This window comes from Pseudomonas sp. GM74, assembly GCF_000282455.1.
GTDB lineage: Bacteria > Pseudomonadota > Gammaproteobacteria > Pseudomonadales > Pseudomonadaceae > Aquipseudomonas.
Genome location: NZ_AKJG01000004.1, coordinates 1 through 26,090, shown reverse-complemented (window position 1 = coordinate 26,090; position 26,090 = coordinate 1). Strand labels below are relative to the sequence as shown.

At 61.0% G+C, this 26,090-nt stretch carries 23 protein-coding genes and 1 other RNA gene; 18 read left to right on the top strand and 6 right to left on the bottom strand.

Annotated features, from left to right (window positions below):
• Positions 1-28 precede the first annotated feature (28 nt).
• Together PMI34_RS25355 and PMI34_RS25360 are read right to left on the bottom strand one after the other, a co-directional pair.
• Positions 29-391 (bottom strand): YraN family protein, encoded by a 363-nt coding sequence (locus PMI34_RS25355; RefSeq protein WP_008045939.1) that lies wholly within the window; start codon positions 389-391, stop codon positions 29-31.
• The gene (locus PMI34_RS25360; RefSeq protein ID WP_008045937.1) at positions 391-2,202 is read right to left on the bottom strand and encodes a penicillin-binding protein activator; all 1,812 of its coding nucleotides are present in this window, start codon (positions 2,200-2,202) and stop codon (positions 391-393) included. The genes PMI34_RS25355 and PMI34_RS25360 overlap by 1 nt, the downstream gene beginning before the upstream one ends.
• A 177-nt stretch (positions 2,203-2,379) precedes the next feature.
• Between PMI34_RS25360 and rsmI the strand changes: the two genes are divergently transcribed.
• The 18 genes from rsmI (at position 2,380) to lpxC (ending at position 22,089) form a co-directional block, all read left to right on the top strand.
• Positions 2,380-3,285, top strand: coding sequence for a 16S rRNA (cytidine(1402)-2'-O)-methyltransferase (gene rsmI, locus PMI34_RS25365; protein ID WP_162130349.1), 906 nt, complete (start codon positions 2,380-2,382; stop codon positions 3,283-3,285).
• A gap of 75 nt (positions 3,286-3,360) precedes the next feature.
• Positions 3,361-3,714, top strand: an RNA gene (gene rnpB / locus PMI34_RS27620) — RNase P RNA component class A.
• 541 nt (positions 3,715-4,255) lie between these two features.
• Complete coding sequence (gene mraZ, locus PMI34_RS25370) at positions 4,256-4,711, top strand: division/cell wall cluster transcriptional repressor MraZ (protein WP_007917012.1); 456 nt, start codon at positions 4,256-4,258, stop codon at positions 4,709-4,711.
• Entirely contained in the window at positions 4,708-5,655 is a 948-nt protein-coding gene (gene rsmH / locus PMI34_RS25375; protein ID WP_008045933.1) for a 16S rRNA (cytosine(1402)-N(4))-methyltransferase RsmH, read from the top strand. Before mraZ ends, rsmH begins: the two co-directional genes overlap by 4 nt.
• Positions 5,652-5,945 carry a cell division protein FtsL gene (gene ftsL, locus PMI34_RS25380; protein WP_032829321.1) on the top strand — a complete coding sequence of 98 codons (294 nt, stop codon included), beginning with the start codon at positions 5,652-5,654 and terminating at the stop codon, positions 5,943-5,945. Before rsmH ends, ftsL begins: the two co-directional genes overlap by 4 nt.
• Positions 5,945-7,684, top strand: coding sequence for a peptidoglycan D,D-transpeptidase FtsI family protein (locus PMI34_RS25385; RefSeq protein WP_177318792.1), 1,740 nt, complete (start codon positions 5,945-5,947; stop codon positions 7,682-7,684). Before ftsL ends, PMI34_RS25385 begins: the two co-directional genes overlap by 1 nt.
• Positions 7,684-9,147: a UDP-N-acetylmuramoyl-L-alanyl-D-glutamate--2,6-diaminopimelate ligase gene (locus PMI34_RS25390; RefSeq protein ID WP_008045928.1), complete on the top strand. Its 1,464-nt coding sequence runs from the start codon at positions 7,684-7,686 to the stop codon at positions 9,145-9,147. Before PMI34_RS25385 ends, PMI34_RS25390 begins: the two co-directional genes overlap by 1 nt.
• Positions 9,140-10,507 carry a UDP-N-acetylmuramoyl-tripeptide--D-alanyl-D-alanine ligase gene (locus PMI34_RS25395; RefSeq protein ID WP_008045926.1) on the top strand — a complete coding sequence of 456 codons (1,368 nt, stop codon included), beginning with the start codon at positions 9,140-9,142 and terminating at the stop codon, positions 10,505-10,507. Before PMI34_RS25390 ends, PMI34_RS25395 begins: the two co-directional genes overlap by 8 nt.
• Positions 10,507-11,589 carry a phospho-N-acetylmuramoyl-pentapeptide-transferase gene (gene mraY, locus PMI34_RS25400; protein ID WP_008045924.1) on the top strand — a complete coding sequence of 361 codons (1,083 nt, stop codon included), beginning with the start codon at positions 10,507-10,509 and terminating at the stop codon, positions 11,587-11,589. The genes PMI34_RS25395 and mraY overlap by 1 nt, the downstream gene beginning before the upstream one ends.
• Before the next feature lie 6 nt (positions 11,590-11,595).
• Positions 11,596-12,942, top strand: a complete 1,347-nt coding sequence (gene murD / locus PMI34_RS25405) for a UDP-N-acetylmuramoyl-L-alanine--D-glutamate ligase (RefSeq protein WP_008045922.1) — start codon at positions 11,596-11,598, stop codon at positions 12,940-12,942.
• Positions 12,939-14,156, top strand: coding sequence for a putative lipid II flippase FtsW (gene ftsW / locus PMI34_RS25410; RefSeq protein WP_008045920.1), 1,218 nt, complete (start codon positions 12,939-12,941; stop codon positions 14,154-14,156). Before murD ends, ftsW begins: the two co-directional genes overlap by 4 nt.
• On the top strand, positions 14,146-15,216 hold the full coding sequence (murG, locus tag PMI34_RS25415) for an undecaprenyldiphospho-muramoylpentapeptide beta-N-acetylglucosaminyltransferase (RefSeq protein ID WP_008045918.1): 1,071 nt from the start codon (positions 14,146-14,148) through the stop codon (positions 15,214-15,216). Before ftsW ends, murG begins: the two co-directional genes overlap by 11 nt.
• Positions 15,209-16,669, top strand: a complete 1,461-nt coding sequence (gene murC / locus PMI34_RS25420; RefSeq protein ID WP_007989894.1) for a UDP-N-acetylmuramate--L-alanine ligase — start codon at positions 15,209-15,211, stop codon at positions 16,667-16,669. The genes murG and murC overlap by 8 nt, the downstream gene beginning before the upstream one ends.
• Positions 16,666-17,649, top strand: a complete 984-nt coding sequence (locus PMI34_RS25425; RefSeq protein WP_008045916.1) for a D-alanine--D-alanine ligase — start codon at positions 16,666-16,668, stop codon at positions 17,647-17,649. The genes murC and PMI34_RS25425 overlap by 4 nt, the downstream gene beginning before the upstream one ends.
• A gap of 4 nt (positions 17,650-17,653) precedes the next feature.
• Entirely contained in the window at positions 17,654-18,523 is an 870-nt protein-coding gene (locus tag PMI34_RS25430) for a cell division protein FtsQ/DivIB (protein WP_008045915.1), read from the top strand.
• 15 nt (positions 18,524-18,538) lie between these two features.
• Positions 18,539-19,798 (top strand): cell division protein FtsA, encoded by a 1,260-nt coding sequence (gene ftsA / locus PMI34_RS25435; protein WP_007989901.1) that lies wholly within the window; start codon positions 18,539-18,541, stop codon positions 19,796-19,798.
• 73 nt (positions 19,799-19,871) lie between these two features.
• Positions 19,872-21,065 (top strand): cell division protein FtsZ, encoded by a 1,194-nt coding sequence (gene ftsZ, locus PMI34_RS25440; RefSeq protein ID WP_007972612.1) that lies wholly within the window; start codon positions 19,872-19,874, stop codon positions 21,063-21,065.
• A 112-nt stretch (positions 21,066-21,177) separates the two neighbouring features.
• Entirely contained in the window at positions 21,178-22,089 is a 912-nt protein-coding gene (gene lpxC, locus PMI34_RS25445; protein WP_007916984.1) for a UDP-3-O-acyl-N-acetylglucosamine deacetylase, read from the top strand.
• A 148-nt stretch (positions 22,090-22,237) separates the two neighbouring features.
• Here lpxC and PMI34_RS25450 read toward each other — a convergent pair whose 3' ends face one another.
• From PMI34_RS25450 to PMI34_RS25460, 4 genes are all read right to left on the bottom strand, one after another.
• Complete coding sequence (locus PMI34_RS25450; RefSeq protein WP_008045913.1) at positions 22,238-23,740, bottom strand: sensor domain-containing diguanylate cyclase; 1,503 nt, start codon at positions 23,738-23,740, stop codon at positions 22,238-22,240.
• Positions 23,741-23,987: 247 nt separating this feature from the next.
• Positions 23,988-24,212 carry a hypothetical protein gene (locus PMI34_RS29570; protein ID WP_032829320.1) on the bottom strand — a complete coding sequence of 75 codons (225 nt, stop codon included), beginning with the start codon at positions 24,210-24,212 and terminating at the stop codon, positions 23,988-23,990.
• Between the two features lie 188 nt (positions 24,213-24,400).
• A complete protein-coding gene (locus PMI34_RS25455; RefSeq protein ID WP_008045909.1) occupies positions 24,401-25,765 on the bottom strand; it encodes a heavy metal sensor histidine kinase in 1,365 nt (454 codons plus the stop codon).
• A partial coding sequence (locus tag PMI34_RS25460; RefSeq protein ID WP_008045906.1) for a winged helix-turn-helix domain-containing protein occupies positions 25,755-26,090 on the bottom strand: 336 nt, incomplete at its 5' end. The genes PMI34_RS25455 and PMI34_RS25460, both read right to left, overlap by 11 nt.

The window sequence follows — 26,090 nt, the reverse complement described above, 5'->3', positions numbered from 1 at the left end:
GATAGTGTCCGGTTCGCAATGCCGGCGATCAGCCGTCGAAGGCATTCTGTAGCCAGTTCAACTGATCGAGGTTGCTGTCGATGGCAATCACGTCGAAGCGGCAAGGGGAATTGGCCCAGCGCGGCTCGCGCTGAAGAAAATATTGTGCGGCGAAAATCAGTTTTTGCCGTTTGCGCTCATCGATGCTATCGAGCGCGCCACCCCATTGAGTGTTTTTTCTGTAGCGGACTTCAACGAATACTACTGTATCGCCATCTAGCATGACCAGATCAAGCTCGCCGCGTTTACACAACCAGTTCTGCGCCAGCAGGCGCAGACCCTGTTGTTGAAGATGCTCGAGCGCATGGCGCTCGGCATCCTTGCCGCTTTGCTGGCGTGACCTGTCGGGCATCAGCGAGCGGTGTCCGGCAGGCGCTGAACCTGGCCATTGGCGAACTCGGCCCATGGCAACTGGCGCACGACCCGCTGGCTCTGAGACATGCCAAGGCTGCCCGACTCACCGTCGATGCGGCTGTCCGGCAGAGACTTGAGCTGGCCCAGGCGAGGCGCCAGTCGATAGGCATCCACACCCATGGCATACAGGCGTCCCAGGCTGCCGGCGGCCTGTGGCCATTGAGCGGTGACCTGGCGGCGCAGTGGATCATTGGCGTCCAGCAACCATGGCGTCTCGCAGAAGCGAATGCCATTCATATCGTTGTACTGGTTGACGTCACCGCTGGCGCTGAACACGTGGGAGGTGGCGTAGACCGGAACATCGCCTGCGTACTGGAAGTTCAGGGTCGGTTTGATCTGCTGTGCCTGTTGCGGTGTTGCGGCGAGGAAAATGAACTCGATGTCCTGGCGGCGCGATGGCTGGGCAGCCACTTGCGAGCCAACGGTGCTTTGCAGGCTCTTGGCGCGACCTTCGCTCTGGCGCAACTGGAACATGTCGGCAATCTGTTGGGCCAGTTGGACCGGCTGGTCGACGCGTTCGGTGGCGACGATGGTGCCGCCATTGGCCTGCCAGTCCTGGCTGAACGCCTTGAGCACGCGGTCGCCCCATTCACCTTTCGGCACCATGATGGCTGCGCGATGCAGACCGTCGGCGCGAGCGCGGCGTGACACTTCGCGGGCTTCGTCTTCAGCGGCAAGACCGAACTGGAACAGCTGCGCCGGGCCTTGATCGCCTTCACTGTAATTGAGTGCCAGGGTAGTGATCGGCAATTGCGGGCGAGTGCTCAGCTGTTTGACCAGCGGCTTCTCCAGCGGGCCGACGACCAGTTGCACGCCATCGGCCTGGGCCTTGCGGTAGAACTCGTCCATGGAAGTCAGGCGCGAGCTGTCATAGAACTCGATGGCGGGCGGTTTCTGCCCGGCCTGTTGGGCCTGGTAGTGAGCGGCCATGAAGCCGTCGCGCAGTGCTTTGCCGACCGAGGCCAGTTGGCCGTCCTGAGGCAGCAGCAGGGCGATCTTGTTCAGGGGCTGGCTGGCCAGCTCCTTGAGTTGGGTCAGTGGCTGCGGCAATTGAGCGGCTGCCGGGTGTTTCGGGTTCTGCGCGCGCCAGTTGTCGATGGCAGCCTGTTGCTGTTCCAGGGTGCCGGCGGATTTCACGGCCAGCGCCAGGGCCATCCAGCCGCCGAGATCGTCGGTGGTGTTTGGCTTCAACTGATCGGTCGGCAGCGAGGCGATCAGGGTCCAGATGGCTTCGTGGTTTTTGCTCGCGGCTTCACCTTTGAGCATCGGGGCGATGAAAATGCGCTCGCGAGCGGCGGCGAGGGTCTGGCCATCGGCTTCAAGTGCGCGGGCGTGAACGGTGCCGGTGCGGACCTGTTGTTCGACGGGCAGTTCGCCCAAGTATTGCAGGCTTGGATGGCTCAAGGCGGCCAGCGCGGCCTTGGGCTGATTGCGGGTCATGGCCAGTTCAGCCGCCAGGGTGTTGGCGAAAATCTGTGGGCCCGGCTTGAGCTGCTCGACCGGGACCTGTTGCAGGATTTGCGCGGACTGGCCGGCATTGCCCTGGCGATAGGCCAGGTCGGCAGCGCTCAAACGCAGAAGGGCGGCATCTTCCGCAGATTTGCTTTGGGCGGCCTTCTCAAGCAGTTGCTCGATACTGGCGTCCGGTGTCCGTGGTAGTTCGCCAAGGCTGGACGAGGGCGAGCTGGCGCAAGCCGCCAGCAAGGCAGCGAGGCAGAGGGCAGATAACAGCCGCAGGCAAGCGATCATGTAAGCGTTCCTGATACTCGATCAAATTAGCGTGGAATTGTACCCAAGCACTGGCCGGGGCGCGATGTTAGTGGCGTGAATCGATCAATTTAGCTGGTGTAAATGTTGCGCCAGCGAACAAACGGTCACCGATACCTCGTTTGCTTGCGGGTATCGTGAGTCTCGCTACGCGCTACAATGGCGACTTTTACCGATCATGAGGTGTGCGCTTTGACTGCTCCAGGTGCTTTGAATTCCGCTGCTGGCTCGCTTTATGTGGTGGCGACGCCCATCGGCAACCTGGATGACATCAGTGCGCGGGCGCTGAAGATTCTGCGTGAAGTGGCCCTGGTCGCCGCGGAAGACACCCGTCATTCCCAGCGCTTGATGCAACACTTCGGCATCTCGACGCCGTTGGCGGCGTGCCATGAACACAACGAGCGGGATGAAGGTAGTCGCTTTATCACTCGCCTGCTTGCCGGTGACAACGTGGCGTTGATTTCCGATGCCGGGACACCGCTGATTTCCGATCCGGGTTATCACCTGGTGCGGCAGGCCCGGGCGGCGGGCATCAATGTTGTGCCGGTTCCGGGTGCCTGTGCGTTGATTGCAGCGCTGTCGGCGGCGGGGCTGCCTTCCGACCGGTTCATTTTCGAAGGTTTTCTGCCGGCCAAGGCGGTGGGGCGGCGAGCGCGTCTCGAGCAGGTAAAGGAAGAGCCTCGCACATTGATCTTCTATGAGGCTCCGCATCGCATCCTCGAATGCCTGCAAGACATGGAATTGGTGTTCGGTCCCGAGCGCCCGGCGCTCCTTGCCCGCGAGCTGACCAAGACGTTTGAGACCCTCAAGGGGCTGCCGCTGGCTGAACTGCGTGAGTTCGTCGAGTCGGACAGCAACCAGCAGCGCGGCGAGTGCGTGGTGCTGGTGGCGGGCTGGTCCGCGCCCGAGGAGGAAGGTGCCGTCAGTAGCGAGGCAATGCGCATCCTCAACCTGTTGCTCGAAGAAATGCCGCTCAAGCGTGCGGCGGCTTTGGCGGCGCAAATCACCGGCGAGCGAAAGAATGTGCTGTACCAGATCGCGCTGGACCAACAGAAGGGCGAGTAAAAGCTGACGCGCAGGCGTGCCTGATGGCGCTTGGTGCTTGTTCTTCGGGCGTTGTGCCGGTAACCTTCGCGGCGGAGAGTCGATCGGACAGTCGCTGCCCTCTATGAAAATTAGGGGGGGGAGGAAAGTCCGGGCTCCATAGGGCGAAGTGCCAGGTAACGCCTGGGAGGCGCGAGCCTACGGAAAGTGCCACAGAAAATAACCGCCTAAGCGCTTCGGCGCCGGTAAGGGTGAAAAGGTGCGGTAAGAGCGCACCGCACGTCTGGCAACAGTTCGTGGCTAGGTAAACCCCACTTGGAGCAAGACCAAATAGGGTCCCAAGGCGTGGCCCGCGCTGGGACCGGGTAGGTTGCTAAAGATGTCCAGTGATGGCCATCGTAGACGAATGACTGTTCAAGACAGAACCCGGCTTACAGATCGACTCTCCACCTTTTTCTCCTCTCTGCTTAATTTATTGGGCAGAGTGTGTCGGTGGTAGCAATTTCCCTCCTTGCACAATCGTCAGCAGGAGCGGTTTTGTGATATCGATTAGCCCGCGCTTGTAGTGATCGCATCAACTCCACGCAGCACCGGTTTTCTTCGTTATACGGTCGTCAGCAGGAGCGGTTTTGTGATATCGATTAGCCCGCGCTTGTAGTGAACGCATCAACTCCACGCAGCACCGGTTTCCCTCCTTACACAATCGTCCGCAGAACCTCTTTTGTAATACCAAAAAAATCTTACTCTTAATAAATTACTTTAACTTCTGAACACAGCCTCCCGTGCTGATTCAAGTTATTGGTCAGTTTCATCTCCCGGATTGTCGTTACCTCTCCGTTAATGCTCCTAAATCTCAGTTCTGTAAGGGTTTTCCTTTACTCCGCGCCTTGACGGTGTGGTGGGCGCATTCCTATAGTGTGCGCAAGTGGCGGAAAGTGGCATGAAGTGGGTTTTTTGAACTCAAAACGCTAGAATTTGGAGAAACGCTGACGTGTTTCGCGGAGCCAACGCTATCAGTCTCGATGCAAAGGGCCGTCTCGCAATGCCGAGCCGGTACCGTGACGAGCTCGATTCGCGCAGTTCCGGTCAATTGATCGTGACAATTGATGCCGTTGATCCTTGTTTGTGTGTTTACCCCCTCGATGAGTGGGAAATTATTGAAACCAAACTGCGCGCACTGCCTTCGCTTCGCGAAGAGAACCGCCGCCTGCAACGTTTACTGATTGGTAATGCCGTCGATCTCGAACTCGATGGCAGTGGTCGTTTTCTGGTTCCGCCGCGTCTTCGTGAATATGCCAAGTTGGATAAGCGCGCGATGTTGGTAGGCCAACTGAACAAGTTCCAATTGTGGGACGAGGATGCCTGGAACGCGGTTTCTGCCGCTGACCTGGCTGCCATTCAACAACCGGGCGCGATGCCTGATGAACTGCGTGATTTGATCCTGTGACTATTGATAGCGGCTTTAACCACATCACCGTACTGCTTGACGAAGCCGTCGAGGCTCTCGCCGTACGTCCTGATGGCTGCTATCTGGACGGCACGTTCGGGCGCGGCGGACACAGTCGGTTGATCCTCAGCCAGCTCGGTCCCGATGGCCGGTTGCTCGGATTCGACAAAGATCCACAAGCGATTGCCACCGGGCAGACGCTAGCGGCCGAAGACGGCCGCTTTGTCGTTGTGCAGCGCAGCTTTGCCGAACTCGGTTCCGAAGTCGCCGAACGCGGTCTGGCCGGCAAGGTCAGCGGTGTTCTGCTGGATCTGGGCGTGTCTTCGCCACAGCTCGACGACCCGGAGCGTGGCTTCAGCTTCCTCAACGACGGTCCGCTGGACATGCGCATGGATCCGTCCCGTGGCATCAGCGCCGCCGAATTCGTCAACACCGCGCCCGTGGAAGAAATTGCCCGGGTGTTCAAGGAGTACGGCGAAGAGCGTTTCTCCGGCCGCATGGCCCGTGCCGTGGCCGAGCGCCGCGACATCAAGCCATTCGAGCGCACCGGTGACCTGGCAGAAGTCCTGAAGGTCGCCAACCCGGCGTGGGAGAAGGGCAAGAACCCTGCAACCCGTGCGTTCCAGGGGTTGCGTATTCACGTCAACAACGAACTGGGTGACCTGGAAACCGGCCTCGAAGCCGCGCTGGAATGCCTGGAAGTGGGCGGTCGCCTGGTGGTGATCAGCTTCCATTCGCTGGAAGACCGTATCGTCAAACTGTTCATGCGCAAGCTGGTCAAAGGCGAAGCCGACAACCTGCCGCGCAACCTGCCGGTTCGGCATGTCGCCTTCGAACCGAAAATCAAAATCCATGGCAAAGCGCAGACGGCCTCCGACGCCGAACTCAAAGCCAACCCGCGTTCCCGTAGTGCTGTCATGCGTGTGGCGGAGAAGCTGCGGTGAGCAGGCTTTTCGCCAAGCCATTGCCCGGCGGAAGCTTCTTCATGCTGCTGCTGTTTGTCGGCGTGCTCATTTCGGCCATCGGCGTGTCCTACAGCGCCCACTGGAACCGTCAGCTATTGAATTCGCTGTACAACGAATTGAGCGTGCGCGACAAGGCGCAAGCCGAGTGGGGCCGGTTGATTCTGGAGCAGAGCACCTGGACCGCCCACAGTCGTATCGAAGTGCTGGCCACCGAACAATTGAAAATGCACATCCCCGGTGCCGCTGACGTGAAGATGGTGGCGCCATGATGAAACTCGAAGGTGCACTCTTTCCTTGGCGGTTCCGCGTGGTGCTGGGGTTGCTCGGTATCATGGTGGCCGCGATTGCCTGGCGCATCATCGATTTGCAAGTGGTCGATCGTGCCTTCCTCAAAGGTCAGGGCGATGCCCGCAGCGTTCGTCATATTCCGATTCCGGCTCACCGTGGTCTGATCACCGACCGTAACGGCGAGCCCTTGGCCGTGAGTACTCCGGTCACCACCCTTTGGGCCAATGCCAAGGAAATGCAAACGGCCAAAGAGAAGTGGCCGGCACTGGCGGCTGCCTTGGGGCAGGACCCGAAAGCCCTGGCCGAGCGTCTCGAAGCCCAGGCCAACAAAGAATTCATTTACCTGGTGCGCGGGTTGACCCCGGAGCAGGGCCAGGCTGTGCTCGACCTGAAGGTGCCGGGTGTCTATGGCATCGAAGAGTTCCGGCGGTTTTATCCTGCCGGTGAAGTCACTGCCCATATGGTCGGGTTTACCGACATCGACGATCACGGTCGTGAAGGCGTCGAACTGGCCTACGACGAATGGCTGGCCGGGGTTCCCGGCAAGCGTCAGGTGATCAAGGACCGGCGCGGCCGGCTGATCAAGGATGTGCAGGTCACCAAAAACGCCAAGGCCGGTAAGCCCTTGGCGTTGTCCATTGACCTGCGCTTGCAATACCTGGCCAACCGCGAACTGCGCAACGCGATCATCGAGAACGGCGCCAAGGCCGGCAGCCTGGTGATCATGGACGTGAAGACCGGCGAGATTCTCGCGATGGTCAACCAACCGACCTACAACCCGAACAATCGTCGCAACCTGCAGCCGGCGATGATGCGTAACCGCGCGATGATCGACGTGTTCGAGCCAGGCTCGACCATGAAAGCGATCTCGATGAGCGCCGCCATCGAATCCGGCCGCTGGAAACCGAGCGACACCGTCGAGGTGTATCCGGGCTCCTTGCAGATTGGCAAGTACACCATCAAGGACGTTTCCAAGACCGAAGGTCCGGTGCTCGACCTGACCGGCATCCTGATCAACTCCAGTAACGTCGGCATGAGCAAGGTCGCGTTCGATATCGGCGGCGAAACCATTTTCCGTCTGGCGCAGAAAGTCGGCCTCGGCCAGGACACCGGCCTGGGCTTCCCGGGCGAGCGCGTCGGCAACCTGCCGAACTACCGCGAATGGCGCAAGGCAGAAACCGCCACGCTGTCCTACGGCTACGGTATCTCCGTGACCGCGATCCAGCTGGTCCACGCCTTCTCGGCCCTGGCCAACAACGGTCGCCTCGCACCGCTGACCCTGATCAAGACCGACAAGGCGCCGCAAACCACTCAGGTGCTGCCGGAGGCGGTCGCGAAAACCATGCAAGGCATGCTGCAGCAAGTGATCGAGGCCCCTCGCGGTGTGTTCCGTGCGCAGGTGCCGGCGTATCACGTGGGCGGCAAGTCGGGTACTGCGCGTAAAACCTCGGTCGGCACCAAGGGTTACGCCGAAAACTCCTACCGTTCGCTGTTCGCCGGCTTCGGCCCGATGAGCGATCCGCGTTACGCCATCGTGGTGGTAATCGACGAGCCGACCAAGGCCGGTTACTTCGGCGGCCTGGTTTCCGCGCCGGTGTTCAGTCGCGTGATGTCGGGCACCCTGCGCCTGATGAACATTACGCCGGACAACCTGCCACCCACTCAACAAGCGAACGCAACACCGGTCGTTCCGCTGAAAGCCAATGGAGGGCGCGGCTGATGTCTCTGAGCCTGAACAAGATTTTCCCTCACGCCGGCCACGATCTGCTGATTCGCGAGCTCGCCCTGGACAGCCGCAATGTGCGCGCGGGCGATCTGTTCCTCGCCGTGCCGGGCGGGAAATTCGATGGCCGCGCGCATATTGCCGACGCCTTGCAGCGCGGTGCTGCCGCGGTGGCCTATGAAGTAGAAGGCGCCACGGTCCTGCCGATCACTGAAGTGCCGTTGATTCCGGTCAAAGGCCTGGCGGCACAGCTGTCGGACATCGCCGGGCGTTTTTATGGCGAGCCAAGCCATCACCTGAACCTGGTGGGCGTGACCGGCACCAACGGCAAGACCAGCGTGACTCAATTGGTTGCCCAGGCACTAGACCTGCTCGGCCAGCACTGCGGCCTGGTCGGCACGCTCGGTTCCGGTTTCTACGGCGCGCTGGAAAGCGGCCTGCACACCACGCCGAATCCGATTGCCGTGCAAGCGACCCTGGCGGACCTGAAAAAGGCCGGGGCCAAAGCCGTGGCGATGGAAGTGTCTTCCCATGGCCTGGACCAGGGCCGCGTGACTGCATTGGCGTTCGATGTGGCAGTGATGACCAACCTGTCCCGCGATCACCTGGATTACCACGGCACCATGCAGGCTTACGGCGAAGCCAAGGGCAGGCTGTTTGCCTGGAATGACTTGAAATGCCGTGTGGTCAATCTCGACGACGAGTTTGGTCGGCAACTGGCCGCCGACAAGCTCGAATCGCGATTGATCACCTACAGCCTGGAAGATTCCAGAGCCTACCTGTATTGCCGCCAGGCGCAATTCGACGACGAAGGCGTGCGCGCCACGCTGGTCACGCCACAGGGCGAGCACCACCTGCGCAGCACCTTGCTCGGTCGCTTCAACCTGAGCAATGTCCTGGCGGCGGTCGGCGCGTTGCTCGGTCTGGATTATGCCCTGGACGAAATCCTCAAGGTCCTGCCGAAGCTTGAAGGCCCTGCCGGTCGCATGCAGCGTCTGGGTGGAGGCTCGCAGCCGCTGGTCGTGGTCGATTACGCCCACACCCCGGATGCCCTGGAAAAAGTACTGCTGGCACTGCGTCCGCACGCCAAGGGCCGGCTGTTGTGCCTGTTCGGCTGTGGCGGCGACCGCGATCGCGGCAAGCGTCCGTTGATGGCCGAAGTGGTCGAGCGCCTGGCCGATGGAGTGTTGGTCACCGACGACAACCCGCGTACTGAAGACCCAGCAGTGATTTTCGATGACATCCGCGCCGGTTTCACGGCTGTGGATAAAGTGGAGTTCGTTGCCGGTCGTGGTCAGGCGATTGCCCGGCTGATCGCCAGTGCCTCGGTGGATGACGTGATTGTCCTGGCCGGTAAAGGTCACGAGGACTATCAGGAAATCAACGGCGAACGCCATGCCTTTTCCGATCTGGTCGAGGCCGATCATGCCTTGACCGCGTGGGAGGTGGCCCATGCTTAAGGCCTTGAAACTGAGTGAACTGACCGGTGCGTTGAATGCTCGCCTGGTGTCCGCCGATGCCGGTTTTGACGGCGTCAGCATCGACAGTCGTGCAATCAGGCCGGGTCAGTTGTTTATTGCCCTGACCGGTCCGCGTTTTGACGGTCATGATTATCTGAATGAAGTCGCCGCCAAGGGCGCCGTGGCCGCGCTGGTCGAGCGTGAGGTCGCCGGCAGCACGCTGCCGCAGTTACTGGTCAGCGACACCCGCCAGGCCCTGGGCCAGTTGGGCGCGCTGAATCGCGCCGCCTACACCCATCCTGTCGCGGCCGTCACCGGTTCCAGTGGCAAGACCACGGTCAAGGAAATGCTTGCGAGCATCCTGCGTACTCGCGGTCCGGTGCTGGCCACCCGTGGCAACCTGAACAACGACCTCGGCGTGCCGCTGACCTTGCTCGAACTGGCGCCGGAACACACCGCTGCCGTGATCGAACTGGGCGCTTCGCGCCTGGGTGAAATTGCCTACACCGTCGGCCTGACCAGGCCGCACGTGGCCATTCTCAACAATGCCGGGACCGCCCACGTCGGCGAGTTCGGCGGGCCGGACAAAATCGTCGAAGCCAAGGGCGAGATCATCGAAGGGCTGGATGCCGATGGCGTCGCCGTTCTCAATCTCGACGACAAGGCATTCGGTATCTGGAAGGCACGCGCCGGTGATCGCAAAGTGCTGACGTTTGCGTTGAGCAATTCCAGCGCCGATTTTCATGGCAGTGACCCGGCCACCGATGCCCGCGGCTGCCCGGCGTTCAACCTGCACAGCCCTGAAGGTGTGGAGCGCGTTCAACTGAACCTGCTCGGCACCCATAACGTCGCCAATGCCATGGCCGCCGCCGCTGCCGCCCATGCCCTGGGTGTGTCGCTGTTCGGTATCGCCACCGGCCTTGGCGCGGTGCAACCGGTCAAGGGGCGCACCGTCGCGCAACTGGCCACCAACGGCATGCGCGTGATCGATGACACTTACAACGCCAACCCCACCTCCATGTGCGCTGCCATTGATATACTGGCCGGCTTTTCCGGTCGCACCGTCCTGGTGCTCGGGGATATCGGCGAGTTGGGCGAATGGGCGGAGCAGGGGCACCGCGACGTGGGCGAGTACGCCCGTGGCAAGGTTTCTGCGCTGTACGCCGTCGGGCCAATGATGGCTCACGCCGTGAACGCATTCGGTCCGCAGGCTTTTCACTTCAGCACTCAGGCTGAACTGATCAAGGCCCTGGGTGCCGAGCAAGACACAAATACCACCATTTTGATCAAGGGGTCGCGCAGCGCTGCGATGGAAAACATCGTCGCCGCCTTGTGCGGGTCCAGTCTGGAGAAACATTAATGCTGCTGCTGCTAGCGGAGTATCTGCAACAGTTCTACAAAGGCTTCGCGGTCTTCCAGTACCTGACCCTGCGCGGGATTCTCGGTGTACTGACCGCGCTGGTCTTGTCGCTGTGCTATGGCCCATGGATGATCCGCACGTTGCAGAACCGTCAGATCGGCCAGTCCGTTCGTAACGACGGCCCGCAGTCGCACCTGTCCAAGTCGGGTACACCGACCATGGGTGGCGCGCTGATTCTGTCGTCCATCGGTGTCAGCACCCTGCTGTGGGCTGACCTGAGCAACCGTTACGTCTGGGTCGTACTGCTGGTGACCTTGCTGTTCGGCGCCATCGGCTGGGTCGACGACTACCGCAAGGTCATCGAGAAGAACTCCCGTGGCTTGCCGAGCCGCTGGAAGTATTTCTGGCAGTCGGTGTTCGGTCTGGGCGCGGCGGTCTTTCTTTATATGACTGCCGCCACGCCGGTGGAAACCACGCTGATCCTGCCGATGCTCAAGGACTACAGCATTCCGCTGGGAGCAGGCTTCATCGTCCTGACCTATTTCGTGATCGTCGGTTCAAGCAACGCGGTCAACCTGACTGACGGCCTCGACGGCCTGGCGATCATGCCGACCGTGATGGTCGGTGGTGGCCTGGGCATTTTCTGCTACCTGTCGGGTAACGTGAAATTCGCCGAATACCTGCTGATTCCTTATGTACCGGGCGCCGGTGAGTTGATCGTGTTCTGTGGCGCGTTGATCGGAGCCGGCCTGGGCTTCCTCTGGTTCAACACCTATCCGGCACAGGTCTTCATGGGTGACGTCGGCGCACTGGCGCTGGGCGCGGCCCTGGGCACCATCGCGGTGATCGTCCGTCAGGAAATCGTCCTGTTCATCATGGGCGGCGTGTTCGTGATGGAAACCCTGTCAGTCGTCATTCAGGTTGCCTCTTTTAAACTGACCGGTCGCCGTGTATTTCGCATGGCGCCCATTCACCACCACTTTGAACTCAAGGGCTGGCCCGAGCCGCGCGTGATCGTCCGTTTCTGGATCATCACCGTGATTCTCGTGCTGGTCGGCCTTGCCACCCTGAAGCTGAGGTAGAAACACGTGTCTCTGATCGCTTCTGACCACTTCCGCATCGTTGTCGGCCTCGGCAAGAGCGGCATGTCCCTGGTTCGCTTCCTGGCGAACCGGGGCGTGGCGTTTGCAGTGGCCGATACGCGGGAAAATCCACCGGAACTGGCCACGCTCAAGCGTGACTACCCCCACGTGGAAGTGCGTTGTGGCGAGCTGGACGTCGAATTCCTGTGCCGTGCCGATGAGCTCTACGTGAGCCCCGGCCTGGCGCTGGCGACCCCGGCCCTGCAGGCTGCCGCCGCCCGTGGCGTGAAGTTGTCCGGTGACATCGAGCTGTTCGCGCGTAACGCGAAGGCACCGATCGTGGCCATCAGCGGCTCCAACGCGAAAAGTACCGTCACCACGCTGGTCGGCGAAATGGCGGCGGCGGCCGGCAAACGTGTTGCCGTCGGTGGCAACCTCGGTACCCCGGCGTTGGACTTGCTCAGCGACGACATCGAGTTGTACGTGATGGAACTGTCGAGTTTCCAGCTGGAAACCACCGATCAGCTCAACGCCGAAGTGGCGACCGTGCTCAACGTCAGCGAAGACCACATGGACCGTTACAGCGGTCTGCCGGCCTATCACCTGGCCAAGCACCGGATCTTCCGGGGCGCCAGGCAGTTCGTGGTCAATCGTCAGGATGCCCTGAGCCGTCCGTTGATGGGCGAGGGCCAGCCGTGCTGGACCTTCGGCCTGAGCAAACCCGATTTCAAGGCCTTTGGCATCCGTGAAGAAGACGGCGAGAAATACCTGGCCTTCGAATTCCAGAACCTGATGCCAGTGCGCGAATTGAAGATTCGCGGCGCCCACAACCAGTCCAACGCCCTGGCGGCCCTGGCCCTCGGCCATGCGGTCGGCCTGCCGTTCGATGCCATGCTGTCGAGCCTGCGCACCTTCGCCGGTCTCGAGCACCGCTGCCAGTGGGTCCGCGACCTCGAAGGCGTGGGCTACTACAACGATTCCAAGGCCACCAACGTCGGTGCCGCACTGGCGGCCATCGAGGGCCTGGGCGCGGACATCGACGGCAAGGTCGTGCTGATCGCCGGCGGTGACGGCAAGGGTGCCGAGTTCAAGGACCTGCGCGATCCGGTGGCGGCCAACTGCCGCGCCGTGGTGCTGATGGGCCGCGACTCCGACAAGATCGGCGAGGCCATTGGCGACGCCGTTCCGCTGATCCGCGTCGCTTCCCTGGTCGAAGCCGTCGAACAATGCCGCGCCGCCGCCCAGCCGGGCGACGTGGTGCTGCTGTCGCCAGCCTGCGCCAGCTTCGACATGTTCAAGAACTACGAAGACCGTGGTCACCAGTTCGTCCAAGCCGTGGAGGATCTGGCATGAGCCTCAAAGGCATCATCAAGCCGTTTCCATCGCCGCTCATCACCGGGCGCGGGATCGACCTCGACTTCCCGATGCTCGCCGGTTGCCTGACGCTGCTCGGCCTGGGGCTGATCATGATCGCCTCGGCATCGACCGAAGTGGCGGCCGTGCAGTCGGGCAGCGCCCTGTACTACATGATTCGCCACCTTATTTACGTGGTGCTGGGCCTGGGTGCCTGCATCGTCACCATGATGATCCCGATTGCCACCTGGCAACGCCTGGGCTGGTTGATGCTGTTGGGGGCGTTCGGCTTGCTGGTGATGGTGATCATTCCGGGGATCGGCCGCGAGGTTAACGGTTCGATGCGCTGGATCGGCTTCAGTTTCTTCAACGTCCAGCCTTCCGAGATCGCCAAGGTCTTCGTGGTGATCTACCTCGCCGGTTATCTGGTGCGTCGCCAGAAAGAAGTGCGTGAAAGCTGGATGGGCTTCTTCAAGCCGTTCATCGTGCTGCTGCCGATGGCGGGTCTGCTGCTGATGGAGCCGGACTTCGGTGCCACCGTCGTGATGATGGGCGCGGCGGCGGCGATGCTGTTCCTTGGCGGCGTCGGGCTGTTCCGTTTTTCCCTGATGGTGGTGCTGGCCGTCGGCGCGGTGGTGCTGTTGATTCAAATGCAGCCGTATCGAATGGCGCGTCTGACCAACTTTGCCGACCCGTGGGCCGACCAGTTCGGCGCCGGCTATCAGTTGTCCCAGGCATTGATCGCCTTCGGTCGTGGCGAATGGCTGGGTGTCGGCCTGGGCAACAGCGTGCAGAAACAGTTCTACCTGCCGGAAGCCCACACTGACTTCGTGTTCTCGGTCCTGGCCGAAGAGCTGGGTGCGGTGGGTTCGTTGTGCACCGTGGCACTGTTCGTCTTCGTGTGTATTCGCGGCATGTACATCGGATTGTGGGCTGAAAAGGCCAAGCAGTTTTTTGCTGCTTACGTGGCATACGGTCTGTCGTTTCTGTGGATCGGTCAATTCCTGATCAACATCGGCGTGAACGTCGGTCTGCTGCCGACCAAGGGGCTGACCCTGCCGTTCCTCAGTTATGGCGGCAGTTCGTTGGTGATCTGCTGTGCCTGTCTCGGCTTGTTGCTGCGCATCGAGTGGGAAAGTCGTACCCACCTGGGCAGTGAAGAGATGGAGTTCCATGAAAGCGACTTCGCCGAGGAGCCGAACCATGGGCGCTAACGTCATGATCATGGCCGGTGGCACCGGTGGACATGTGTTCCCGGCGCTGGCCTGTGCCCGCGAATTCCAGGCACGCGGATATACCGTGCACTGGCTCGGTACTCCGCGTGGCATCGAGAACGATCTGGTGCCGATGGCCGGTATCGAGTTGCATCGGATCAACGCCAGCGGTCTGCGGGGCAAGGGCAAATTGTCCCTGCTCAAGGCGCCGTTCATGTTGCTCAAGTCGGTCTGGCAGGCGCGGGCGATCATTCGTCGTCTGCAACCGGTCTGTGTCGTGGGCTTTGGTGGCTTTGTGACCGGTCCTGGCGGTGTCGCGGCCAAACTGGCCGGCGTGCCGGTGATCGTTCACGAACAGAACGCCGTGGCCGGTACCGCCAATCGGTTGCTGGTGCCGTTTGCCGCCCGAGTCTGTGAAGCGTTCCCCGACACCTTTACCCTGTCGGACAGCCGCCGGACCACCGGTAATCCGGTGCGCACAGAGCTGTTCCTCGAGACATCGCGACCTGCCCTGGCCGGTCGCAAGGCGCGTTTGCTGATCCTGGGCGGAAGCCTGGGCGCAGAGCCGTTGAACAAGTTGCTGCCTGAAGCCCTGTCGCAAGTCGCTGCCGACTTGCGTCCGGAAGTGTTCCATCAGGCCGGCAAAAACCACGATGAAGTGACTGCAGAGCGCTATCGCGCGGCTGGCGTCGAGGCGCAGGTGCAGCCCTTCATAAAAGACATGGCCCAAGCCTACGGCTGGGCCGACCTGGTGGTCTGTCGCGCAGGCGCGCTGACCATCAGTGAACTGGCCGCCGCCGGTCTGCCCTCGATGCTGGTGCCTTTGCCCCATGCCATCGACGATCACCAGACCCGCAACGCCGAATATTTGGCCCGTGAAGGCGCAGCCTTCCTGATGCCACAAAGAACGACTGGCGCAGCGGATCTTGCCGCTCGCCTGACAGAGGTCCTGATGCAACCACAACGACTCAACGAAATGGCTACCGCGGCACGCCGCCTGGCCAAACCCGATGCCACCCGTAACGTGGTCGATAGCTGCCTGGAGGTGGCCCATGGTTGAGAGTCAGAAAGCCATGCCGCAACCGGAAATGCGCCGCATCCGTCGCATCCACTTCGTCGGTATCGGCGGTGTGGGCATGTGCGGGATCGCCGAAGTGTTGCTGAACCTGGGTTATGCCGTGTCCGGTTCCGACCTGAAGGCTTCGCCGGTGACCGAGCGCCTGGAGTCTTTCGGGGCGCAGATCTTCATCGGCCATCGCGCCGAGAACGCCGCGGCCGCTGATGTGCTGGTCGTATCGAGCGCCGTGAACACGTCCAACCCGGAAGTCGCCACCGCCCTGGAACGCCGTATCCCGGTGGTGCCGCGTGCTGAAATGCTGGCTGAACTGATGCGTTATCGCCACGGCATTGCCGTTGCCGGTACCCATGGCAAAACCACCACCACCAGCCTGATCGCTTCGGTGTTCGCCGCTGGTGGCCTGGACCCGACATTCGTGATTGGTGGACGCCTGAACGCCGCGGGCACCAATGCCCAGCTCGGCACCAGTCGTTACCTGATCGCCGAAGCCGACGAAAGCGACGCCAGCTTCCTGCACTTGCAGCCGCTGGTGGCCGTGGTCACCAACATCGACGCCGATCACATGGCGACCTACGACGGTGACTTCAACAAGCTGAAGAAAACCTTCGTCGAATTCCTCCACAACCTGCCGTTCTATGGTCTGGCGGTGGTGTGCCTGGACGATCCGGTGGTGCGTGAAATCCTCCCGCAGGTCAAACGCCCGACGGTCACCTATGGCTTCGGCGAAGACTGCGACGTGCGCGCCATCAACGTGCGCCAGCAAGGCATGCAGACCTTCTTCACCGTGCTGCGCCCTGACCGCGAGCCGCTGGATGTTTCGGTGAACATGCCGGGCAACCACAACGTATTGAATGCACTGGCGACCATCTGCATCGCCACCGACGAAGGCGTCAGCGATGAAGCCATCGTCCAGGGCCTGTCCGGGTTCCAGGGTGTCGGCCGACGCTTCCAGGTCTACGGCGAACTGCCGGTGGATGGTGGCAATGTGATGCTGGTCGATGACTACGGTCACCACCCGACGGAAGTCGCGGCCGTGATCAAGGCCGTACGCGGTGGCTGGCCGGAGCGCCGCCTGGTGATGGTCTACCAGCCGCACCGTTACAGCCGCACCCGTGACCTGTACGACGATTTCGTCAATGTGCTGGCCGACGCCAACGTACTGCTGCTGATGGAAGTCTATCCGGCCGGCGAAGAGCCGATTCCGGGCGCCGACAGCCGCAAGCTGTGCAACAGCATCCGTCAGCGTGGCCAGCTTGACCCGATCTACATCGAGCGTGGTGTCGACCTGGCCCCAGTGGTCAAGCCGCTGCTGCGCGCGGGCGACATCCTGCTGTGCCAGGGCGCCGGCGATATCGGCGGTCTCGCACCAAAACTGTTGAAAAGTGAGTTGTTCGCCGGTGCCGTTGCCGCGCCGGAGAAGGGGAAGTTGAAATGAGTGCTGCCTACGCCAACCTGGTCTCCACGATCGCGCCGAAAAACTTCGGCCGCGTCGCCGTGCTGTTCGGCGGCAAGAGCGCCGAGCGCGAAGTGTCCCTGAAATCCGGCAACGCCGTTCTGGATGCACTGCAAACCGCCGGTGTGGACGCGTTCGGCCTCGATGTGGGCGATGACCTGCTGCAGCGTCTGCAGAGCGAAAAGATCGACCGCGCCTTCATCATCCTCCACGGTCGTGGCGGTGAAGACGGCAGCATGCAGGGCCTGCTCGAATGCCTGGGCATTCCGTACACCGGCAGCGGCATCCTGGCGTCGGCCCTGGCCATGGACAAGCTGCGTACCAAGCAGGTCTGGCACAGTCTGGGCATTCCGACCCCACGTCACGCGGTCCTTTGCAGCGAGGCCGATTGTATTTCGGCGGCGACGGAACTGGGCTTCCCTTTGATCGTCAAACCGGCCCATGAAGGTTCAAGTATCGGGATGGCCAAAGTGAGTTCTGCGTCCGAGTTGATCGACGCATGGAAAGCGGCCAGTACCTACGATTCGCAAGTGTTGGTCGAGCAATGGATTCACGGTCCGGAGTTCACCATCGCCACCCTGCGTGACCAGGTGTTGCCACCGATTGCCCTGGGCACGACGCACAGCTTCTACGACTACGACGCCAAGTACATCGCCAACGATACCCAGTACCGCATTCCGTGCGGCCTGGACAGCACCAAGGAAAAGGAACTCATGGACCTCACGGTGAAAGCCTGTGAAGCGCTGGGTATCGCCGGTTGGGGCAGGGCAGACGTGATGCAGGACGCCGACGGGCAGTTCTGGTTCCTGGAAGTCAACACCGCACCTGGCATGACCGATCACAGCCTGGTGCCGATGGCGGCCCGTGCCGCCGGTCTGGATTTCCAGCAACTGGTTCTGGCCATTTTGGCCGAGAGCGTTGTCGGCAACACTGCCGGTAACCAAGAGTCGATGAGAGGTTAAGGCCATGCAAGGCGCTCAACTCAGACATCAGCCCACCGCACCGACCGGCCGCAAGCCGGTACCGCGGGGTGCCAGCCGAATGGTGGCCAAAGAGCCGATGTCCGCGCGCCTGCCGAAAGCCAACTTCGGTTTTCTCAAAGCGTTGTTCTGGCCGGTACTGCTGGTGGCGTTGGGGTTCGGTACTTACGAAGGCGCGACACGGTTGTTGCCGTATGCCGACCGGCCGATCACCAAAATCAACGTGCAGGGCGACCTGAGTTACATCAGCCAGCAAGCGGTGCAGCAGCGGATCGCCCCGTACGTGGCGTCGAGCTTCTTCACCATCGACCTGGCGAGCATGCGCACCGAGCTGGAAACGATGCCATGGATTGCCCACGCCGAAGTGCGCCGGGTGTGGCCGGATCAAGTGGTGATCCGCCTGGAAGAACAACTGCCCGTGGCCCGTTGGGGCGACGAGTCGCTGTTGAACAATCAGGGCCAGGCCTTCACCCCGCGCGAGCTGGCGAACTATGAACACTTGCCACAGCTGTTCGGCCCACAGCGGGCCCAGCAGCAAGTGATGCAGCAATATCAGGTGCTGAGTCAGATGCTCAGGCCGCTGGGCTTCTCGATTGCACGCCTCGAGCTGCGTGATCGCGGCAGCTGGTTCCTGACCACCGGTCCCGGCAGCGCGGGTCCCGGGATTGAACTGCTGCTGGGACGCGGCAACCAGGTGGAAAAGATGCGCCGTTTCATCGCCATCTATGACAAGACGCTCAAAGAACAGATTACGAACATTGCGCGCATCGATCTGCGCTACGCCAACGGCCTCGCTGTTGGCTGGCGGGAACCTGTAGCGCCCACGGCAGCCCAACCCGCTGTCGCGAAGAATTAAGAAGAGGCAGGACCCATGGCAAACGTGCAAAGCGGCAAAATGATCGTCGGTCTCGATATCGGCACCTCCAAGGTGGTGGCGCTGGTGGGCGAGGTCGCGGACGACGGCACGCTGGAAATCGTCGGGATCGGTACCCATCCGTCCCGTGGCCTGAAAAAAGGCGTGGTGGTGAACATCGAATCCACCGTGCAATCGATCCAGCGCGCCATCGAAGAAGCGCAGCTGATGGCTGGTTGCCGCATTCACTCGGCGTTCGTCGGCGTGGCCGGCAATCACATCCGCAGCCTGAACTCCCACGGCATCGTGGCGATTCGTGATCGCGAAGTCAGCTCTGCCGACCTTGAGCGTGTGCTCGACGCCGCCCAGGCCGTGGCGATCCCGGCTGACCAGCGCGTGCTGCACACCCTTCCGCAGGATTACGTGATCGATAACCAGGAAGGCGTCCGCGAACCGCTGGGCATGTCCGGCGTGCGTCTGGAAGCCAAGGTCCACGTGGTCACCTGCGCCGTCAACGCAGCACAGAACATTGAAAAATGCGTGCGTCGCTGCGGTCTGGAAATCGACGACATCATTCTCGAGCAACTGGCTTCCGCGTACTCGGTACTGACCGATGACGAGAAAGAGCTGGGCGTGTGCCTGGTGGACATTGGCGGTGGCACCACCGACATCGCGATCTTCACCGAAGGCGCGATCCGTCACACTGCGGTGATCCCGATTGCAGGTGACCAGGTGACCAACGACATTGCCATGGCGTTGCGCACTCCGACCCAGTACGCCGAAGAAATCAAGATCCGTTACGCCTGCGCCCTGGCCAAGCTGGCCGGTGCCGGTGAAACCATCAAGGTGCCAAGCGTCGGCGACCGTCCGCCGCGCGAGCTGTCCCGCCAGGCCCTGGCCGAAGTGGTCGAGCCGCGCTACGACGAACTGTTCACGCTGATCCAGGCCGAACTGCGCCGCAGTGGCTACGAAGACCTGATCCCGGCCGGCATCGTGCTGACCGGCGGTACGTCGAAGATGGAAGGCGCTACCGAACTGGCCGAGGAAATCTTCCACATGCCGGTGCGCCTGGGCGTGCCTCACGGCGTGAAAGGTCTGGATGACGTGGTGCGCAACCCGATCTATTCCACCGGCGTCGGCCTGTTGATGTACGGCCTGCAGAAACAGTCCGACGGCATCTCGTTCTCGGGCATCGGCAGCCGCGACAGCTACAGCAACGAAGAGCCACAGGCTCCGCTGCTGGACCGCCTGAAGAAGTGGGTCCAGGGCAATTTCTGAAGATTTACCGCAATACCGTTATACCGAAGCACGCAGTAGGCGAAAAAACTAGAGAATGTAAAGGAGAGGGAAAATGTTCGAACTCGTAGACAACATCCCCGCAAGCCCGGTAATCAAAGTTATCGGTGTCGGCGGTGGCGGCGGCAACGCTGTCAACCACATGGTCAAGAGCAACATCGAAGGCGTCGAGTTCATCTGCGCCAACACCGATGCTCAAGCGCTGAAAAACATCGGCGCGCGGACCATCCTGCAACTGGGCACGGGCGTGACCAAGGGCCTGGGCGCTGGCGCCAACCCTGAAGTCGGCCGTCAGGCCGCTCTGGAAGATCGTGAGCGTATTGCCGAAGTCCTGCAGGGCACCAACATGGTGTTCATCACCACTGGCATGGGCGGCGGTACCGGTACCGGTGCTGCGCCGATCATCGCCGAAGTGGCCAAGGAAATGGGCATCCTGACCGTTGCGGTCGTGACCCGTCCGTTCCCGTTCGAAGGCCGCAAGCGTATGCAGATCGCCGACGAAGGCATCCGCATGCTCTCCGAAAGCGTCGACTCGTTGATCACTATTCCCAACGAGAAGCTACTGACCATCCTCGGTAAAGACGCAAGCCTGCTGTCGGCTTTCGCCAAGGCTGACGATGTACTGGCCGGTGCCGTCCGCGGTATCTCCGACATCATCAAGCGTCCGGGCATGATCAACGTCGACTTCGCCGACGTGCGTACCGTGATGAGCGAAATGGGCATGGCGATGATGGGCACTGGCTGCGCCAGCGGTCCGAACCGTGCACGTGAAGCGACCGAAGCGGCCATCCGCAACCCGCTGCTCGAAGACGTGAACCTGCAAGGCGCACGCGGCATCCTGGTGAACATCACCGCCGGTCCTGACCTGTCCCTGGGTGAGTACTCCGACGTGGGTAGCATCATCGAAGCCTTCGCTTCCGAGCACGCGATGGTCAAGGTCGGTACCGTTATCGATCCGGACATGCGCGACGAGCTGCACGTGACTGTCGTTGCCACAGGTCTTGGCGCTAAAATCGAGAAGCCTGTGAAGGTCATCGACAACACCGTCCACACTTCGATGGCTGCACAGCCACAACAACAGGCCCCTGTTCGTCAGGAAGCTCCAGCGGTGAACTACCGTGACCTGGACCGTCCGACCGTCATGCGCAACCAGGCCCAGGCCGGTGCTGCGACTGCCGCGAAGATGAATCCGCAAGATGACCTGGACTACCTGGACATCCCGGCTTTCCTGCGTCGTCAGGCCGATTGATGGAATGTATCAGGGCTATGAAGGTGATTGGTGTTCAGCAAAGGCTCGGTCTGCTATCATCGCCAGCCTTTGTTGATACCAGTTCGCAATTTGCGCTGAAGCGGCCCAAGCCATGATTAAACAACGCACACTGAAAAATATTATCCGTGCCACAGGTGTAGGCCTGCACTCCGGGGAGAAGGTCTACCTGACCCTCAAGCCTGCGCCTGTCGACACTGGCATTGTGTTTTGTCGCGCTGACCTCGACCCTGTGGTGCAGATTCCTGCCCGCGCGGAAAACGTCGGTGAAACCACTATGTCGACCACGCTGATCAATGGCGACGTCAAAGTGGACACGGTAGAGCACTTGCTCTCGGCCATGGCTGGCCTGGGCATCGATAACGCCTACGTCGAGCTCTCCGCGTCCGAAGTCCCGATCATGGATGGCAGCGCTGGACCTTTCGTATTCCTGATTCAATCGGCAGGCCTGGAAGAACAGGACGCCGCCAAGAAATTCATCCGCATCCTGCGTGAAGTGACAGTGGAAGACGGCGACAAGCGCGCCACTTTCGTCCCTTTCGAAGGGTTCAAGGTGAGCTTCGAGATCGATTTCGATCACCCGGTTTTCCGGGACCGCACCCAAAGTGCAAGCGTGGATTTTTCCAGCACTTCGTTCGTAAAAGAAGTCAGCCGCGCCCGTACTTTCGGTTTCATGAGTGACATCGAGTACCTGCGCAAGCACAACCTCGCACTCGGCGGCAGCGTTGAAAACGCAATCGTGGTCGATGCCGATGGCGTACTGAACGAAGACGGCCTTCGCTATGAAGACGAATTCGTGAAGCACAAGATTCTCGATGCAATCGGTGACCTCTACCTGCTGGGCAATAGCCTGATTGGTGAGTTCAAGGGCTTCAAGTCCGGCCACGCACTGAACAACCAGCTGCTGCGCAAGTTGATTGAGCAGACAGATGCCTGGGAAGTCGTGACGTTCGAAGACGCCAGTACTGCACCGATCTCTTACATGCGTCCGGTTGCGGCGGTGTAAGCAAAAAACCTCTCTAGTTTTTTAAAGGCTGCCTTCGGGTGGCCTTTTTTTATGCCCTGATTTTGATGGTGGCAATGAAGGCCCCTTCGTCGGAACGCCGCCCGGAGCGGGCTTGCTCGCGAAGAGGCCGGTCGGTTCAGCATAAAATTCAGCTGGCATACACCACCCGGTTACGCCCCCCTTCCTTGGCTTGATACAACGCCTTGTCCGCGCTGAACAGCAACTGTTCCAGGTTGATCTCGCTGGCCGCCGTCCAGGTGGCAATGCCGATACTTACGCTCATCGGCGGCTCACCGGGGTCTACCAGCGGCAGTTTCTGCACCGCCTCGCGGATGTGCTCGGCGATCTGCTTCGCGCCTTCACTCTCAGTTTCGGCCAGGACCACCGAAAACTCTTCGCCGCCATAACGAGCCACCAGATCCGCCGGGCGATGGACATTGGCGCGGATGACTTCGGCCAACGCCCGCAAGGCGTCGTCGCCGGCCTGATGCCCGTGCCGGTCGTTGAAGGCCTTGAAGTGATCGGCATCGATCATCAGCAACGACAACGGCTTGCCGCTGCGTTGCGCGCGAAACCATTCATGGCGCAGGGTCAGATCAAGGGAGCGACGGTTGGCCACGCCGGTCAAGGCATCGGTGGCCGCCAGTTGCGCCAGTTCCTGCTCGGCACTTTGGCGCCGTCGCAGCTCGCGGCAGAGCATCCAGGTCAGCCACAACAGGCCGATGCACAAAACCCCTGTCGCACCGCTGATCACATAGGCCGTGCGGTTCCAGGTGGCGAACACTTCGTCGATGGACAGGGCCACGATGACAGTCAGTGGCAGGTTGCCGACCCGGGTAAAGGTGTACAGGCGCCGTTGATGGTCGACACTCGACACGCTTTCAAAGGTGCCACTGCGCTCGCGTAGCATGCGTACGACGTTGGGACGGCTGGAGAAGTTTTTGCCGATGGCGTTTTGTTCCCGGTACGGTTTCTGCGCCAGGAGGATCCCGTCATCGTTGATGATGCCCAGCGTACTGCCGTTGCCGATGTCGAGGCTGTTGAACAGTTGATCGAAGTAGCTGATGCGCATCGACGCCACCGCGACACCCAGAAACTCGCCCGTGGGCGAAGAAATGCGCCGGCTGAAACTGATGCGCCATTCGTCGCTGTCATCGCAGTCGCAGCGTGGTTTGAACGGCCGGCTGATAAACATGCCGGTGTCGTGGTTGAAGACATGGGCCAGGAAATAATCGCGGTCAGCGAAGTTGCCCGGTTTTGGCTCGATCAATGAAGAGTCGGCCAGCACGTCGCCGTGTTTGTCCAGCAGCAGGATGTCGCCCTTGTAGCGCGCGGTGGTGGAGCGGTCGAACAGCACCAGATGTCGGATCTGCGGTGCAACCTGTTTGAGGTCGTCCCGTTGGGCGGCGGCGATCAGGCCTTGCAAGGTCAAGTCATAGAGCTCGACCGTACGCAGGACATCGGCATCGATCAGTTGCGCGATGGTGGTCGCGCTGCGTGTGGCGGTCTGCTGGGCGTTGGCGTGTTCGCGGATCAGCAGGAAAGTGACGATGCACAGGATCGAGATGACTGTCAGGGTGCTGCCGAAGATCACCATGATCTCGGGTCGCCCGGTCGGGCCTTGAAAATGTGCGGTGCGGCTTGCGGTCATAGGGCTGACGTCTGCTAAAGGGACGCTATAAGCGTAGTTGCATAAACGTCGCAGCCGAGTGAATCCTTCCTGTTGCCGGAACGATTGATCAATTGCCTGGGCGTCAGTGACTTTCGTTGCATAAATTGCAATGAAGGCCGAGTCGCAGCTATAAAAAAAGCCGCTGACAGCAGCGGCTTTGAGGACAACTTTTCAAAGGGAAGAGCCGATGAAAAGTGTCGAGGGAAACGCGAGAGACTGGTGCAGATCAGCTGTCTTTTTCGGCCAGTGGCTGGGCCTGGATGCTGGATGTTTGCGGGGCCTGGGAGTCTTGCGAAGCCTTGGCCGTCATCTCGATCTGATGCTCTTCGAACGTCGCAGCGCGTGCGGTGTTATGCGCGACGAAAGTCTGCGATTCTTCCGCCATCGCCAATGGCGACAGGAACAAAGAGGACAAAACGAAAGCGCTGGCAATACCCATACGGTTGTACATCTTTAAAACCTTCTTGCTTGGCAAGTGCTGTTTGGTGCGGGCAAAGATAAGGATATGAGGCGAGGGGAAAAAGAGCGGATTCATGAAAGGACTGTTGCGACTTGAGCAACAGTTGGCGGTGTCGAGCGCTTTTGTGGCGAGCAAGCTCGCTCGCCACAGGGGGGGAAGTGGTTCAGAAAAGTTGGGGATCAGACGGGCAGGTGTATGCCGAAGGTATTCATCCCATGGTCGCTGCGCACGAACACATCCCCGCCATGCATCAACGCAATCGCCTTGACGATGGCCAGCCCCAGGCCGTGATTGTGGCCGCTGTTGCTGCGTGAGGCATCGACCCGGTAGAAGCGTTCGAACAGGCGCGGCAGATGTTCGCTGGCAATCGGCGAGCCGGGGTTGGCGATGCCGATGCTGACTTGATGCTCCTGGGCTTCGATCCGTACTTGAATCACCTGCCCGGGCGCGGTGTGCTGTACCGCGTTATTCAACAAGTTAATCAATGCCCGGCGCAGATGGGCGATCTCGATGCACACCTGCGCGTCACCGCTGACCTCAACCTGGACCTGAGCGTCTTCGAGAATGAAGTCCAGATATTCCAGGGTCGTGGCCACCTCATCGGCCAGCGAGGTCGAGGTGAGTTTGGTCGCCTTGCTGCCCTGATCGGCGCTGGCGAGGAACAGCATGTCGTTGATGATCGAGCGCAGTCGCTCAAGCTCTTCGAGGTTCGATTGCAGCACTTCGAAGTAATGCTCGGCGGAGCGTCCGCGGGTCAGAGCGACCTGGGTCTGGCCGATCAGGTTGGTCAGTGGCGAGCGCAGTTCGTGGGCGACGTCGGCATTGAACGATTCAAGGCGTGAGTAGGCTTGTTCAACCCGTTCCAGGGTCGAGTTGAACGAACGGACGAATTGATCCAGCTCCGGCGGCAACGGTGACAGTCGCAAGCGCCCCGAGCGTAACGGCGGGGCCAGGCGCTGGGCTTCCTGGGACAGTTTGATCAGCGGCTTGAGGCCGATCCGCGCCACCCAATAACCCAGTGCCGAGGCCAGCAGCACGCCGACAATCGCCAGGCTGATCAGCGCGACCAGCAGGTCATGCTGGGTATGGAAAAACGTTTCGGTATCGATGGCGATCATGAAGCGCAACGGTGGGCGCTGATCCTTGGCCGGGAACTCGCTGACCAGCACTTTCAGCGGATATGGGTGATCCGGCAGATGCATGTCGCGCGTACCCAGCGGCCCTTGGGCAAAGGCGCGGAGCTGCGGGGTCAGGTTGCCGTATTCGTAGTGCGGATCACCGCTGATGATCCAGAAACTGATGCGTTTGTCTTCTTCGCTCAGCAGGTTGAGCTTGTTTTTGATCTTCACCCAGTGCTCGGGGGTGCCATAACGGCCGACCGTGGATTCGAGCACGCTGTAGCGCGCATCCAGTTCGGCTTCGGGCAACAGGCCCAGACTTTTGTCGACCTGCTGGTACAGTGCCCAGCCGATCAGCAGGAACACCAGCAGCGCTACCAGCGTAAACATCCCGCTGAGGCGCAGCGCGATCGAATTACTGGACACCACGGCTCTCCAGCACATAACCCATGCCACGAATGGTGTGCAGCAGTTTCTCTTCGAACGGTCCGTCGAGCTTGGCCCGCAGGCGTTTGATCGCGACTTCGACGACGTTGGCGTCGCTGTCGAAATTGATGTCCCAGACCATTTCGGCAATGGCGGTTTTCGAAAGGATTTCGCCCTGGCGCCGGGCCAGCACGCTGAGCAGCGAGAACTCCTTGGCGGTCAGGTCCAGGCGTGTACCGGCGCGGGTGGCCTTGCGGCTGATCAAATCGATCCACAGGTCGGCGATGCTCACCTGCACCGGTTCATGGCCGCCGCTACGGCGGGG